Origin of the sequence: Streptomyces sp. F001 (assembly GCF_004187715.1) — a bacterium.
In the GTDB taxonomy this organism is placed as follows: domain Bacteria; phylum Actinomycetota; class Actinomycetes; order Streptomycetales; family Streptomycetaceae; genus Streptomyces; species Streptomyces flavusporus.
Map to the genome: position 1 here is coordinate 661393 of NZ_QZWF01000003.1, position 13512 is coordinate 674904.

The following is a 13512-nucleotide window of genomic DNA, read 5'->3' on the forward strand; positions in this document are numbered from 1 at the left end:
GGGGCAGGTTCACCGGAAGCAGACGCCGGAGACGGGCGTCAAGGCCCGCCCGGACTGGGGGAGTTGATCGGGGGCCGTTACCGGCTGGCCGGGCGGCTGGGCGCGGGCGGCATGGGCACCGTGTGGAAGGCGTACGACGAGGTGATCGGCCGCGAGGTGGCCGTCAAGGAGCCCCGGGTCGAGCGGGTGCCCGACGGGGACCGGGAGGTGCTGTTCGCCCGGCTCGAGCGTGAGGCACGTGCCGCGGCGCAGGTCGACCACCCGTCGGTGGTGGCCATCCACGACGTCGTGACAGTGGAGCGGCGGCCGTGGATCGTCATGGAGTTCATCCGGGGCAGATCGCTCGCCGACGTGCTGGCGGAGGGCACACTGACGCCGGCCCGGGCCGCTCGTATCGCGCTGCCCGTGGCCGGCGCGCTCGCCGCGGCCCATGAGATCAAGGTGCTGCACAGGGACGTGAAACCGGGCAACGTCATGCTCGCCCGGTCCGGCCACGTCCTGCTCACCGACTTCGGCATCGCCCAGGTCGAGGGCGAGACACCGCTGACGGAGCCGGGGGCGGTGGTCGGCAGCCCCGAGTACATGGCGCCGGAGCGGGTCCTGGGCAGGGCGCCGGGGCCGGAGTCGGACTTCTTCTCGCTCGGGGTGCTGCTCTACACGGCTCTCGAGGGTTTCTCTCCGTTCCGGCGCCCGACGGCGCCGGCGACGTTCCAGGCCGTACTCCACGCCGACCCGCCCGCCCCCGCGCAGGCGGGTGAACTCGCCGGCCTGGTCATGCGGTTGCTGAGCAAGAAGCCCCAGGCGAGGCCGGACATAGGGGAGATCGTCTCCGTGCTGGAGAGGGCCGCGGGCCCGGACCCCGTCCCGGTGGGGCCGCCGCCGTCCGGCAAGGGCGCCCGGGGACGACGCCGGCTGCGGACCGGCCCCGCGGCGTTGACCGCCTCGGTCGTGACCGGTGCCACCGTGGCCGCGCTGATGTGGCCGGGCGCCGGGCGTCCAGGCAGCGGCGCGTCCGAGATCCCCGAGGGCTGGAAGCTGCAGCACAAGCTCGGCGCATCGCTCGCCGTCCCGGACGACTACGAAGCCCATGTCTCCCCTGACGCCGTGGCCTTCCAGGAGCACGAGGGCCAGGTGCACCGGCAGGTGGTGCTGCTCCGCTGGGATGTGCCGCAGGGGTCCGCGAAGGAGCGGGCGGAGTACTTCTACCGGGAGTACACGGCGAACAAGGCATTCACCGACGTTCGGATCGTGCTCTTCGAGGTGGAGGTGGAAGGCCGCAGGAGCACGGCCCTCACCATGACCTACCGCCCGGTCGGAGGCCGGCTCTGGCGCAAGAGCGAGCTGTTCCACAACGCGGGCGGTGAGCTGTGGAAGATCATCGTCGACTCGGCCGTGACCAACGAGCTGGACACCGGCGCCGACGAGCTCTTCAACGGCGCCGTCGACACCCTCCGGACCAGCTGAACCGGCCGCAGCCCTCAGGGCTTGGACTTCCCCTGACTGCCCACGGCGTGCCGAGGCCGGCGCTTTGTCGAGACCTGGCCGACGAGCTCCCAGAAACACACCAGAGCGGTGACCGGCGGAATTCCGAAGATCACTAACGACAGGATCGAGCGCGACGAGTGGCCGACCGACAGCGCCACAGCCAGGGCGGACGCGGCGAGGATGACGCACCAGGACCGCCGTGCGCTCCGCTGCTGAACGGTGGCCCGCACGATGGACAGCGCCGCCACCAGCCACGGCCCGAACACCGTCATCGGCCACCACTGCGCAAATCTCATGGGCAGCACGGACGAGGCGATGGCGCGCAGTTGGTCATAGGAATAGGAGAGCGACCATCCCAGCATGCACACCGCGCTCAACGTGATCGCCGCGATCAGGAGCGTGACGTGAGTGACACGCTGACCGCCGTCAAGGAAATGGGATTCCGGGTGGGGCCGCCGCCGGTTGCTCCTGCGGTGCGGTCGTCCGGCCAGCCGGTCCGGAGCGGGCTCGGCGGACGCGGTGGACAGCATCTGGGCCAGTTCCTCGACCGGGTCCCAGTCGTTCGGCGGGATGTCCGGTTCCGGGGCCACGCTCCACAGCTGCTGGGTATCGACCGAGGTCTGAAAATCGTAGAGCCCGGACTCATCGCGCATCGTGGTCATACAGCCCCATCATCGCCCGGAGGTATTCGCTTTCCATCTGTCTGATCTTTTTATGGAAATCATCAAGCAGATCCGAGCAGTACATGAGGCGCGCATCGATATCTGTCTCGAGGTCGCCGGTGTCGTGCCCGAAAAGCGTCTTGGCCACGGGCCCTTCCTTCCAAGTCACGATCACCTAACGAGCCCAACAGCGGGTGAGATGTCGGGCATTCGGGGGATGCAGGTCACTCGAAAGGGGTGCGCGGAGTGTGAATAACAGCACGCAATCGGCGGTACTTTAAGCGCCGAAGGAAATTATATTCCGGGATTACCGTCGTCGGTGTGCGGGTTCGTGCGCTGTTCCGTGTGCTGCAGGATCAGCGCCGCTTCCGTGGTCCGGCACAGCGCCTCGACCGCGTGGCGCAGTCCCCGCCAGGAGGCCAGGCCGAGCACGATGCCGACCGGAGCCGCGGGCCACCACCAGATGCCGAGCAGCGTGAACGCCGTGCTCCAGGCGAGACCCTCGCAGGCCGCGTCATAGGCGTCGCGGGCATCGGCCAGCGCGGCGCGGGACGTGTCGGGTGCCGCGAGCAGGAGCGTGGTCCACCCGTTCGCGATGTCGTCGCCGCTCTCCGCTCTGACGCGTGTCTCGGTGGTGCGGAACCGGTCGCTCGACCAGGTGGGGGAGCCGGGCTCGGCCTCCTCGGTGCGGGCCCGGCGCGCGTCGAGCCGGTCGGCGCGCAGCTCTTTGCCGTCGTCGCGCGCCCGTACGGCCTGCCGTCCGAGTTCCGCCGGCGGCACCCAGCGTCGTACCCGCCATGCGGTCAGCCGCCGGCCCAGCGGCATCAGCCACCACGGCCAGGCTCCCGACGCAAGCGCCCCGATCGCGGCCGCGGCGTACGGCACCGCGAACGCGGCCCCCACCACCGGCACCGCGACGAGCACGAGCGACGCGATGCCGTCGGCGGTCGGGCCGCCGCCCAGCCTGAGCGCGTCGGCGATCCGCTCGCGGGCGAGCGCGATGTCGTTCCAGTGGCGCTGGCCCAGCTGCCCGCCGCCCACGAGCGCGACCACGACGAACAGCGCGGCGGGCAGCAGCCGCCGCAGGAACCACCTGTCCGGGATGCGTTTCTGCAGCTCTATGAGCAGGCCCAGTCCCACCGCCGTCAGCCGTCCACCAGGCGCATCGGCCGGTCGGCCAGGGCGCAGGTCGGCGTGTCCGGCAAGGCGCCGTCCCGCAGGTCGACCCGGGCGCAGCGGCGCGTGGGACAGACCCAGCCGGTCGACTGCGGTGTGGGGGCGCCCGGCCACTGCGGCATGGGGACGCCAGGCCAGTTGCCCACACCCATCGTGGGGCGCAGCCCGAGCCCGCCGGGGATGCCGGCCGCCTCGACGGCGTCGTGCAGCGCGCGTACGGAGTCCCGCCACTCGGTGGTGGCCGGTTCGGCGTCCCGTACGACCGCGAAGTGCGCGTCCCAGAGGGCGGGGCCGATCAGTTCGCGTACCGCGTCCACGTTGCGGCACAGGTATTCGACGGCATCCTCGTACACCCGGCGCGCTTTCGCCCCGTCCCCCACGGAGGCCTCCCTGAAAGTCCCGAGAACCACTGCTCTCTGACAGGCGGTCAGACTAATGTAAGAGGTGATGACTGAGCTTCGGGACCGAGTGGCCGCACGCCTCGTCACAGCTCAGAACGCCCGCGATCCGGCGCCGCTGCGCGGCCAGGACGCGGTGGACGATGCGCTGGCTCTGCTGCGGGAGGCCGCGCCGTCGCCGGAGGAAGCGGTCGACCTCGACTCTGTCGCCGACGTCTTCTGGACCTTCTGGTCTCGCCATCAGGGCACCGGCGACCCGGAGGCACAGCAGAACCTGTTCGTCACGTTGGGCACCTACGGCTTTCTGTGCACGCGTCTGCCCGAGAGCCGGCTTCCCGAGGACCTGCGGGAGGGCTTCGGCCCCGCCGATCCGTCGCACGAGGCCCGGTTCGCCCACCTCGTGAGTTCGGCGCACGCCGATGCCGCGGTCAAGGCGCCGGATCCGGCAGCGCCCGAGCCGCGGGCCGCGCTGGAACGGGCGCTCGCCTGGTCGGACTCGGCGATCGAGTACGTACTGGCGAATGACCATGCGGGATTCGTGGAGTTGGCGTTCCATGCCCTCCAGCTCAACGTGACCCGCTTTCATGTCACCGCCGACCCGGACGGGCTGGCCGCGGCGGCGCGGTACGCCCGGGCGGTGTGCCGGCGGCTGGCCTCCGTCCCGCCCGGTTTCCTCGACCCCGCCCGGGCCCAGGAGGTCGCCGCTGTCGCCCTGAGTACGCTGATGGACGCCGCGCGGCTGCTCGGCGCGCCCCCGCTCGCCCTGGTCGAGCGGCTGGTGGCGGCGGCCCCGGACGGCGCACTCGCCCCGGAGGCGGCCGAAGGGCTGCGCTTCCTGCGAGAGCTGTACGCCCACCCCGTCACCTGGCCCGGCGAACGGGACCTGCACATCGGCGCGGCCATCGCCGACGCGGGCATCCGCGAGCACGACGCGGGCCGGATCGCCTGCGCCGTACGACGGCTGCGCGCGGCCCTGGCCGAGACCCCCGCCGGCCATCCGGCGCACTCCGAGGTCACTGCCGTCCTCGGTCAGGCGCTCGCGGCCCTGGGCAGGGAGCGCGGTGACGAGGAGGCGACCCGCGAGGCGGCCGAACTGCTCGACGGGCTCGGCGTGGTGAGCGAGGAGGATCAGGAACTTGCCGCCGCCTACCTGGAGTTGGAGGAACTGAGCGGCGGTGACGATCCGCGCCGTGCCGGGCCGGCGCTCGCCCGCCTCGTCGAGCAGCTTCGACAGCGCGCCGCGCGCCAGGGCGACACCCCGGACATTCACCTCGAAATCCTCGACCTGCTCACCCGGGTCGACGACCGGACGGGCGAGATCGACCCCGACGCCGTCTCCGACGAGCGGATCACCCGGTACGGCACCGCCCTTGCCGCACTTCCCGCCGACCAGCCGCAGCGCCACGCCTACGTCGCCGTACTGGCCGCGCTCACCGGGCTGCGGGGGCAGGCCCTGCGGCGGACGGCGCCGGACCGGGCGGAACTGCTCGCCGCTCAGGCCCGGCAGCTGACCGAGGAGGCGCTGTCCGGGGCGCCGGCCGACTTCCTGGCGTCGGGACTGCTGCAGCGGGGCGTTTTCGACGCCGCACTGTCCGTCGCGGTCATGTCGGTCCCCATGGGCACCGCGTATCCCGAGGGTCTCATCGGCTCGATCGGCTCGAACGGCGAACCGGTCGACGGAGCGGACGAAGACCTGGCCAAGGACCTGGCCAGGATGACCTCGTACCTGTCCCGCATGAACGATCTCCGCCTGGACGACCCCGAGAACCTCGACGCCGACATCGAGGTCATCCGGGAGATGCTCGCGGACACGGACGGGGAAGACCTCTCCGGACGGGCACAGCTGTCCGCCGCGCTCGGCAGCGCGCTGTTCGCCCGGGCGGCCGGCCGCGGCGACCCCTCCGCCCTCGAGGAGGTCGTGGAACTGCTGCGCTTTGCGCGCGCGCACGCGCCGGACATGTCCGGACAGGTGGACCGGATTCTCGCCGAGGCGCTCACGACCCTGTCCATCGGCCGTTTCGACGCGGAAGGGGCGCGCGAGGCCGCGGCACTCCTCGCCTCGTCGGCGGCCGCCCCCGGCCTGCCGGCGGACGAGGAGGAACGGGCGGACGGCCATCTGGTGCTCACCGACACCGACCGGGCGCTGATGGCGTCCCACACCGAGCTCCACAACGCCCTGCAGAACTACCTGTTCGGCCACGAACCGGCCCAGCTCGAACGGGCCCGGGAGGTCGCCCGGCGGATGAAGGAGCTCGCAGGTGACGCGCCTGCCGGGGCGGCGGGTGCCGGGCCGCACTGGTACGACCTCATGGGCGACGCGTACGTCGACCTGGTCGAGACCGTGGGACCGGCCGGCGGGCCGCGGCCCGACCTCACCGACGAGGTGGTCGACCAGTGCCGCAGGACGTTCGCCGCATGCCCTGCCGGACACCCGATGCGGCCCATGATCACGATGACGCTCGCGCGGGCGCTGATGCAGCGTGCCGTCGCGCTTCGCGGCACCGAACCGGAGCGTGCGGCACGCCTCATGGCCGAGGCCGACGATCTGAGCGACATCCTCGAGGCGGAGACGCCACAGGGGTCCCCGATCGACCTCGCCGCGATGACGCGAACCTTCGTCGACCTCATCGGCCGTGGCCGCCTCCCTGAGGTGTCCCCCTCGAACACTCCGTCTCCCCGGACACCGCAGACCCCGGCACATCCGGCACTTTCACAGGAGAACCCCCTCGCGTCCTTGATGGCGCCCATGCTGGCCCGCCTGTCCGGCGTCGCGGACCCCGGCATGTGGCGCGACCCCGCGATCCCGGTGTGGATGCGGGCCAGCGGTGAGATCGGCGCCGCGGCCGGCGCGCTGGGCAGGCCGCAGCCCCGTATCGACCTGGCCCTGTCCCATCTCGAAGCGGCCGTCGAGGCCATGGCGGACGTCACCGACCGGGGCAGCGACCAGCAGTCCGCCGAGCACGGTCTGGTGACGTTCGAAGGGGACATCCGGGCGGTCGTCGAGCTGGTCCTCATGCAGATCCTCGGCCGCGAGGGCGCCGCCCGGCTGCCCGCCCAGCTGGAGCGGATGATGCAGAGCATCGAGGCGGCCGCGGCGGAGCAGCGCGCGCCCGACGGCCTGCCCGATCTGCGTGCGCTCTTCCGCACCGTCGAAGGCCCCGACGTGGACCGCGCCGCCGAACTGCTCGAACGCGGCCGCGGCCTGCTGCTGGCCCGGCGGATCGAGGCCCGCGCGGACATCGGCGACCTGCGGTCGGCGCACCCCGCGCTGGCGGCCGAGTTCGAGCGGCTGACCGACCAGCTCGCCGACGAGCCCGAGGTGCCCGACCCCGCACCCCCCGGGCACGCCGAGTGGGCCCGGCTGGCTCGGCTCCGCGCCTCCCGCGAGCTCGACGAACTGGTCAAGCGGATCCGTAGCCGGCCGGGCTTCGACGGCTTCCTGCGCCCGCTGACCGCCGAGGAGCTGCGCACGCTCGCGGCCGACGGCCCTGTCGTCGTCCTCAACCACGGCAAAAGCTTCTGCCTTGCCCTCGTCGTCACCCACCGGTCGATCACCGCCCTGCATCTCGAACCCGGGGCCGACGAGATCGCCGACGCGGCCCGACGGCTTCGGGACGCCGTCGGCGCCATCAATGCGCACGGCATGTCGAGGCCGTCCCTGGCGCAGCTCGTCGCCGCCGGGGCGACGGTCCGCGAGACGCTGGCGTGGACGTGGCACAAGATCGTGCGGCCGGTGCTGGAGCTGGTCGGGGCGGCGGACCCGGTTCCCCGCCAGGGCGTGTGGCCGCGGGTGTGGTGGGTCCCGACCGGTGCCTTCAGCGCCCTGCCGCTGCACGCGGCCCAGTGCACCTCGCGCGACTGCGAACTCGACGGCTGCGGCGCCGCGCTCGACGCCGTGGTGTCGTCGTACGTTCCCGGTCTGCAGACCCTGGCGTACGCCCGCACCAGGGCCAGGGACCGCGGCACTGCCGACCACGGCGGCGCCCTGCTGGTCGCCGCGCCGGAGGACGAGCTGCCCGGCGTCGCCGCGGCGGCCGGCTACGCGGCGGAACTCCTCGGTGCGCGCGAGCCGTTGGTGGGTACCGCGGCGACCCGTGAGGCCGTGCTGGCCGCGCTCGGCAGCACCTCGTGGGCGCACTTCGGCTGCCACGCGGCCACCGACCCGGCGGAACCCTCCGGCGCGCTGCTCCACCTGCCGAGCGGCGAGACCGTGTCCGTCCTCGAGATCTGCCGGGCCCGGCCGCACTCGGCGCAGCTCGCCTTCCTCGCGGCCTGCGGCACCGCACGCACGGCGGAGCGGCTGACGGACGAGGCCATCCACATCACCAGCTCGTTCCTCCTCGCCGGTTTCCCCACGGCGGTCGGCACCCTCTGGGAGATCGACAGCGCGCACGCCGACCACGTCACCCGCGATTTCTACCGCCGTATGACAGGCGACGGCGCCGCCACCGCAGCCCATGCCCTGCACGACACCGTCCGACAGCTACGACGCCGCATACCCGACCGTCCGCACATCTGGGCGGCGTACGTCCACGCGGGGACGTAGTCCCGGCCGCGGCCGGGGATCGCGGCGATGTGGTCTACGGGGAGAATGTGGTCCAGGGGGAGTCCGTGCAACCGCTGCTGTATAACCGGATCATGATGTATCACGTCGTGTCGCGTGACGAGTGGAACGCCGATCCCGACCGGCCGTACACACCCGCTTCCCTCGCCGAGGAGGGTTTCGTCCACTGCTCTCCCGACGAGGAGACCACGCTCACCATCGTCAACGCGTTCTACCGCACCAGCCCCCGGCCTCTGCTGGCGCTGGTCCTCGACGAGGACCGGCTCACCGCGAACTGCGCGTGGGAGGCGGCCGCTCCCGCACCGCCTCCCGGCGTCGCCGAGAGCACCTTGTTCCCGCATGTGTACGGCCCCGTCAACCGCGATGCCGTCGAGCGCGTCCTGGAGGTTCGCTGGGACGACGAAGGCCGAGCCACGGGGCTGGTGGACGCCGGCTGACACCCCAAGGGCCCCGTACCGGCACCCCACCGGTACGGGGCCCTTTCTGCGTTCGGCAGGCTGCGCCGCTGCCGGTTGTCACCGAGTCGAGCGAGGACTGCCGCGGCGGCCACGGGACGAAGAAGCCGAAGCAGACGAAGCAGACGAAGAAGACCTGGAAGACCTGGAAGACCTGGAAGACCTGGAAGACGCAGCGCGGCGGGGACGTTCCGCCACGGGCGCGGTGATCACGACGGGGACACCGGAAGGCGCCTGAGCCCCGGTGATACGGCTCAGTTCCGCCTCACCCGAACGTACCGACGCGATCCGCGGGGTGATGCCGGCCGAGGCCATCAGCCGGGTCATGCCGCGGCGCTGGCCGGGGGTCACGAGCGTGACGACACTGCCGGACTCGCCCGCGCGGGCCGTACGACCGCCCCGGTGCAGGTAGTCCTTGTGGTCGATGGGCGGATCCACATTGACGACCAGGTCGAGGTTGTCGACGTGAATTCCACGCGCGGCGACATTGGTCGCCACCAGTACCGTCACCTCCCCGCTCTTGAACTGGGCGAGGGTCCGCGTGCGCTGCGGCTGAGACCTGCCGCCGTGCAGGGCCGCGGCGCGGACGCCGCTCTTCAGCAGGTGCTTGGTCAGCCGGTCCACCGCGTGCTTGGTGTCCAGGAACATGATCACCCGGCCGTCTCGCGCCGCGATCTCGGTGGTCGTCCGCTGCTTGTCCGTGTCGTGTACGTGGAGCACGTGGTGTTCCATCGTGGTGACCGCTCCTGCGGACGGATCGACGGAGTGGACCACCGGGTCGGTCAGATAGCGGCGGACCAGCAGGTCGACGTTGCGGTCCAGGGTGGCCGAGAAGAGCATCCGCTGTCCGTCCGTGCGCACCTGGTCGAGCAGCGCGGTGACTTGGGGCATGAACCCCATGTCGGCCATCTGGTCGGCCTCGTCGAGGACGGTGATGCGGACGTCGTCCAACCGGCAGTCGCCCCGCTCGATGAGGTCCTTGAGCCGTCCCGGCGTCGCGACGACGACCTCCGCCCCGGTCCGCAGCGCAGCGGCCTGCTTGCCGATCGACATCCCGCCGACCACGGTGGCCGCCCGCAGCTTCACAGCGCGGGCGTACGGGGTGAGCGCGTCGGTGACCTGCTGTGCCAGCTCGCGGGTGGGTACGAGGACGAGGGCGAGCGGCTGCCGTGGCTCGGCGCGCCGACCCGCCGTACGGGCCAGCGCCGCGAGACCGAAGGCGAGGGTCTTGCCCGAACCGGTGCGGCCACGGCCGAGTACGTCACGACCGGCCAGGGAGTTCGGCAGGGTCGCCGCCTGGATCGGGAACGGTACGGTCACACCCTCACGGCCCAGCGCGGCCAGCAACGGCGCCGGCAGGGCGAGATCGGTGAACGACTCGACGGCGGGCAACGCGGGCGTCGTCGTCACCGGCAGCGCGAAGTCGCCCTGTGGCGCGGACTGTCGGCCTCCGGAGCCCTTGGAGCCCTTGGCACGGCGCGGGGCGCCGGAGGAGCGGTTGGAGGCGGAGGAGCGGTTGGTGGCGGAGCCACCGAAGCGGTCGTATGTGCGCTTTGTGCGGGCACGGCTCATGCGGAACCTTCACACTTTCCTTGATGCGGCACGTATCAAGGAAATGGCGCAGCCATGGAACAGCGCCGAGAATCGCGAGAACGAGCCGAAAATGATGGGGGGCGAACCGAGAATCCTCTTCTGCGGCGCCCTGAAACACAGCGAGCTGGGGCCCGCACCCCAAGGTGCGGGCCCCAGCTGCGAAGTAAGCGTCAGTTCTGGTGTCAGGCGGGAACGATGTTCTCGGCCGTCGGGCCCTTCTGGCCCTGCGCGACATCGAAGGTCACCTTCTGGCCTTCCTGCAGCTCACGGAAGCCCTGGGTGGCGATGTTCGAGTAGTGGGCGAAGACGTCGGCGCCGCCGCCGTCCTGCGCGATGAAGCCGAATCCCTTTTCCGCGTTGAACCACTTCACGGTACCGGTAGCCATTTTTTCTCCTTCGGGACGGTGTTCGGAGTTCGCCCTGTGCGGACTCCGGTCGCCGTTAATGATCGGCCCGTCGGAAAAACCTTCTGGCAACCACAACTGCAACTGATATGGACAATATCATGGCGTCATCGTTCATGCGTGGAAAATAATTCGGCTCCGGCTGTCGGCTGGGGAATATTCCTCGCACGCCGCGGCGATTTCTCACTTCACGGCCGCAGATATCGCCCTGCCCGGCCCACGCCGTTGCGGCCAGGCCCCTCCGGCCACAGCGCCCTGACCTCCTTCGATGGGCCCGCGTTCGGCTGCCGTCGGCGCCGGCGGATGAGACGCCGGGGAACGCGCCGAGACCCGCGCTGTGATGAAGGTCACATCCACGGCTGCGGGCAGGAAGAAGCGGGGGCCTGGTTGCCGCGGGTCACGAGCGCTGTGCCGGCACAGTGGCTGTGCGTGCCCGGCCGAGGACATCTGCGCCCGCGACGGCAGGAATTCCGCCCGGGCGACTAGAGTTCCCCTACGGGGAACCGCTCCCCTGATGCGGGCCGCGACTTCGGTGGTCCGCAGGAAGGCGCCCATGCCCTCGCAAGACCAGCCGCACACCGCCCACCGGCTGGAAGACGACCACCACCCGGCGTACACCATGGGTCGTGCCGCCGAGGTGATCGGTGCCACGCCCGGTTTCCTGCGGGCCGTCGGCGAGGCGGGACTGATCACGCCGACGAGGTCGGAGGGCGGCCACCGCCGCTACTCCCGCCACCAGTTGCGCCTCGCTGCCCGCGCCCGCGAGATGGTCGACCAGGGGACCCCGATCGAGGCCGCCTGCCGGATCATCGGTCTCGAGGACCGACTGGAGGAGGCCCTGCGCGCCAACGAGGAACTGCGCCGTCCGGAAGGCCGTCCGGGCGAGGGGCCCGACGGCGGCGAGTGAAAACCTGACGGCGCCGGAGAAGAAATTCGACCGGTACTGGAAGAGGCTTTTCCCTGCGTCCAGCCGCCGTATTCCGGAATTTTCTCCTCCTGCCTCTCGTAGCTTCCTTGCCGCCGATTCCCTCCGTGCTAGACTCGACGCGAATTGCAGTTATGGTTGCCGTTTTTCGGGATTCCCGGGCAGGTGATCATCGCAGCGATGAGGGAGCCCGCGAGGTGCGGGCCTCCAGCACTGCCTCAGGAGAATTGACATGGCCACCGGTACCGTTAAGTGGTTCAACGCGGAAAAGGGCTTCGGCTTCATCGAGCAGGACGGCGGCGGTGCCGACGTCTTCGCCCACTACTCGAACATCGCCACCCAGGGCTTCCGCGAGCTGCAGGAAGGCCAGAAGGTGACCTTCGACGTGACGCAGGGCCAGAAGGGCCCGCAGGCGGAGAACATCGTTCCCGCCTGACACTCGCGTTCGAACGCGTCTGAATTTCGTACGCAGATACGACGGAAAGGGGCCCGCGCCTTGGGTGCGGGCCCCTTTTCCGTTTCCCGGATCCGGACCCTCCGAAGACACCCGCCGCTGTTCCACCCCATCACGCCATCCCGCCATCCCGACTCCTGGTGAGGCACTATGCGCTGTGTGATCGCCCGTTATCCCTTCGACCTCTTCAAGAGCGAGGTGGAGACATCGATGGAGAGCGTCCGACCCGAGCCCGTCACCGCGGTCTGCGTCGACATCGGCGGCCGCATGTATCCGGTCAAGCAGGTGGGCGAGGTGATCACGGGCCAGGACCGCCGTGACTTCACCGTCGGGGAGATGACCAGGGCCCTGACCCGTCTCGGCTTCACCTGCCACGCCGCGCCCCCGCACCTCCCGTCCGCCGTCGCCCCGGCGTACGGAGCGCCGGCCCAGTGGGACGACTGACGGAGGGTCGAGTGACTCAGATCACTTCCGTAGGTCGACTACTTCTCCTGTCCCCGCCGGTCATGACCGCGACACGAAGTCGTTCGACCGACTGAAGGAAAGGACGCGACTGACATGACCGCACCTGTGAAGGGCCCGGCCAGCTACTTCCCTTCGATCGAGAAGAAGTACGGCCGTCCGATAGCGGAGTGGAAAGCCCTGATCCGCACTTCACCGCTGACCAGGCACATGGAACTCGTCTCCTGGCTCAAGAGCGAGCACGGCCTGGGGCACGGCCACGCCAACGCGCTCGTGGCGCACACGCTTGCCGAGCGTGTCGGCAACTGAACCTGCCGACAACGGACAAGGCCCAGGTCTCTGAACTGGGCCTTCAACTGGAGCAAGTGACGAGAACCGAACTCACGCTCTCAGCTCGGGGAGCGACTTGGGCGGGCGCGATTGTTCGAGCGCGCGCGAGTGGGGTGCCGTCGAGGACGCGGAACGCCTGCACCGGGTGGAGAAGCGCAGCCAGTGATCTACCTGCTCGACCCTTCCGGCCTGGTCCGGCTGCTCCGCGATCCAAAACTGCAGTCGGCCTGGTCCGACGCGATCGATGCCGGGGCCATCGCATCCTGCTACGCGCAGCGCGCCGAGTTCCTGTACAGCGCGCGAAACAGTCGCGAGTACGACGAGATCGCGGAGATGTTCACCGACCTCTACCCCGACGCCTCGGTGCCGAAGAACGCAGGCCGCTGGATCAGCGCGGTGCACCACCGTACGGCCCAAGCCGGAGAGCATCGCAGTGCCTCGGCCGTGGACCTCATCATCGCCGCCACGGCGGCCCACCACGGCCTGACGCCCGACGTGATGCAGGTCAGCTGTTGGTCTTGGCGGGTGCCTTGCCGTACTGGTCGACGACCGTGCGCTTCATGATCGCGCTGGTTCCGAACAGTGTGTCGGAATTGAATTCTCC

14 protein-coding genes are annotated in these 13512 nt (G+C 70.6%); 8 read left to right on the plus strand and 6 right to left on the minus strand.

The window, feature by feature from the left end; genetic code table 11:
- The first annotated feature begins 63 nt into the window (after nt 1-63).
- Nucleotides 64-1464: a serine/threonine-protein kinase gene (locus StrepF001_RS16325; protein WP_240797519.1), complete on the plus strand. Its 1401-nt coding sequence runs from the start codon at nt 64-66 to the stop codon at nt 1462-1464.
- 14 nt (nt 1465-1478) lie between these two features.
- On the opposite strand, the gene StrepF001_RS16330 is transcribed toward StrepF001_RS16325, so the two are convergent.
- The 4 genes from StrepF001_RS16330 to StrepF001_RS16340 all read right to left on the minus strand — a co-directional run bounded on the left by StrepF001_RS16330 (nt 1479) and on the right by StrepF001_RS16340 (nt 3703).
- Nucleotides 1479-2147, minus strand: a complete 669-nt coding sequence (locus StrepF001_RS16330; RefSeq protein ID WP_240797520.1) for a DUF2637 domain-containing protein — start codon at nt 2145-2147, stop codon at nt 1479-1481.
- Nucleotides 2128-2295, minus strand: a complete 168-nt coding sequence (locus StrepF001_RS45640) for a hypothetical protein (RefSeq protein WP_165396282.1) — start codon at nt 2293-2295, stop codon at nt 2128-2130. The genes StrepF001_RS16330 and StrepF001_RS45640 overlap by 20 nt, the downstream gene beginning before the upstream one ends.
- Nucleotides 2296-2441: 146 nt before the next feature.
- Nucleotides 2442-3287, minus strand: coding sequence for a hypothetical protein (locus tag StrepF001_RS16335; protein ID WP_129798957.1), 846 nt, complete (start codon nt 3285-3287; stop codon nt 2442-2444).
- Nucleotides 3288-3292: 5 nt separating this feature from the next.
- On the minus strand, nt 3293-3703 hold the full coding sequence (locus StrepF001_RS16340; RefSeq protein ID WP_129798958.1) for a hypothetical protein: 411 nt from the start codon (nt 3701-3703) through the stop codon (nt 3293-3295).
- Between the two features lie 67 nt (nt 3704-3770).
- Between StrepF001_RS16340 and StrepF001_RS16345 the strand changes: the two genes are divergently transcribed.
- Nucleotides 3771-8267 carry a CHAT domain-containing protein gene (locus StrepF001_RS16345; RefSeq protein ID WP_129798959.1) on the plus strand — a complete coding sequence of 1499 codons (4497 nt, stop codon included), beginning with the start codon at nt 3771-3773 and terminating at the stop codon, nt 8265-8267.
- A gap of 92 nt (nt 8268-8359) precedes the next feature.
- Nucleotides 8360-8722, plus strand: a complete 363-nt coding sequence (locus StrepF001_RS16350) for a DUF952 domain-containing protein (protein ID WP_129798960.1) — start codon at nt 8360-8362, stop codon at nt 8720-8722.
- Between the two features lie 78 nt (nt 8723-8800).
- Here StrepF001_RS16350 and StrepF001_RS16355 read toward each other — a convergent pair whose 3' ends face one another.
- Together StrepF001_RS16355 and StrepF001_RS16360 are read right to left on the minus strand one after the other, a co-directional pair.
- Nucleotides 8801-10312 carry a DEAD/DEAH box helicase gene (locus StrepF001_RS16355; protein WP_129798961.1) on the minus strand — a complete coding sequence of 504 codons (1512 nt, stop codon included), beginning with the start codon at nt 10310-10312 and terminating at the stop codon, nt 8801-8803.
- Nucleotides 10313-10515: 203 nt separating this feature from the next.
- Nucleotides 10516-10719, minus strand: a complete 204-nt coding sequence (locus tag StrepF001_RS16360) for a cold-shock protein (protein ID WP_129798962.1) — start codon at nt 10717-10719, stop codon at nt 10516-10518.
- Nucleotides 10720-11290: 571 nt separating this feature from the next.
- On the opposite strand from StrepF001_RS16360, the gene StrepF001_RS16365 reads away from it, so the two are divergent.
- From StrepF001_RS16365 to StrepF001_RS16390, 5 genes are all read left to right on the plus strand, one after another.
- Nucleotides 11291-11644 (plus strand): MerR family transcriptional regulator, encoded by a 354-nt coding sequence (locus StrepF001_RS16365; protein WP_129798963.1) that lies wholly within the window; start codon nt 11291-11293, stop codon nt 11642-11644.
- 250 nt (nt 11645-11894) lie between these two features.
- Nucleotides 11895-12098 (plus strand): cold-shock protein, encoded by a 204-nt coding sequence (locus tag StrepF001_RS16370; RefSeq protein ID WP_010986199.1) that lies wholly within the window; start codon nt 11895-11897, stop codon nt 12096-12098.
- A gap of 168 nt (nt 12099-12266) precedes the next feature.
- The gene (locus StrepF001_RS16375; protein WP_129798964.1) at nt 12267-12560 is read left to right on the plus strand and encodes an SCO5918 family protein; all 294 of its coding nucleotides are present in this window, start codon (nt 12267-12269) and stop codon (nt 12558-12560) included.
- A 114-nt stretch (nt 12561-12674) separates the two neighbouring features.
- The gene (locus StrepF001_RS16380) at nt 12675-12887 is read left to right on the plus strand and encodes a DUF4287 domain-containing protein (protein ID WP_129798965.1); all 213 of its coding nucleotides are present in this window, start codon (nt 12675-12677) and stop codon (nt 12885-12887) included.
- Nucleotides 12888-13070: 183 nt separating this feature from the next.
- Nucleotides 13071-13472 carry a PIN domain-containing protein gene (locus StrepF001_RS16390; RefSeq protein ID WP_240797521.1) on the plus strand — a complete coding sequence of 134 codons (402 nt, stop codon included), beginning with the start codon at nt 13071-13073 and terminating at the stop codon, nt 13470-13472.
- Nucleotides 13473-13512: the final 40 nt, after the last annotated feature.

What these genes read in the sequence shown, in the direction of transcription:
- StrepF001_RS16350 (WP_129798960.1), top strand. Translation starts at nt 8,360, where the DNA reads ATGATGTATCACGTCGTGTCGCGTGACGAGTGGAACGCCGATCCCGAC.
- StrepF001_RS16370 (WP_010986199.1), top strand. Translation starts at nt 11,895, where the DNA reads ATGGCCACCGGTACCGTTAAGTGGTTCAACGCGGAAAAGGGCTTCGGC.
- StrepF001_RS16355 (WP_129798961.1), bottom strand. Translation starts at nt 10,312, where the DNA reads ATGAGCCGTGCCCGCACAAAGCGCACATACGACCGCTTCGGTGGCTCC.
- StrepF001_RS16365 (WP_129798963.1), top strand. Translation starts at nt 11,291, where the DNA reads ATGCCCTCGCAAGACCAGCCGCACACCGCCCACCGGCTGGAAGACGAC.
- StrepF001_RS16330 (WP_240797520.1), bottom strand. Translation starts at nt 2,147, where the DNA reads ATGACCACGATGCGCGATGAGTCCGGGCTCTACGATTTTCAGACCTCG.
- StrepF001_RS16360 (WP_129798962.1), bottom strand. Translation starts at nt 10,719, where the DNA reads ATGGCTACCGGTACCGTGAAGTGGTTCAACGCGGAAAAGGGATTCGGC.
- StrepF001_RS16375 (WP_129798964.1), top strand. Translation starts at nt 12,267, where the DNA reads ATGCGCTGTGTGATCGCCCGTTATCCCTTCGACCTCTTCAAGAGCGAG.
- StrepF001_RS16380 (WP_129798965.1), top strand. Translation starts at nt 12,675, where the DNA reads ATGACCGCACCTGTGAAGGGCCCGGCCAGCTACTTCCCTTCGATCGAG.
- StrepF001_RS16345 (WP_129798959.1), top strand. Translation starts at nt 3,771, where the DNA reads ATGACTGAGCTTCGGGACCGAGTGGCCGCACGCCTCGTCACAGCTCAG.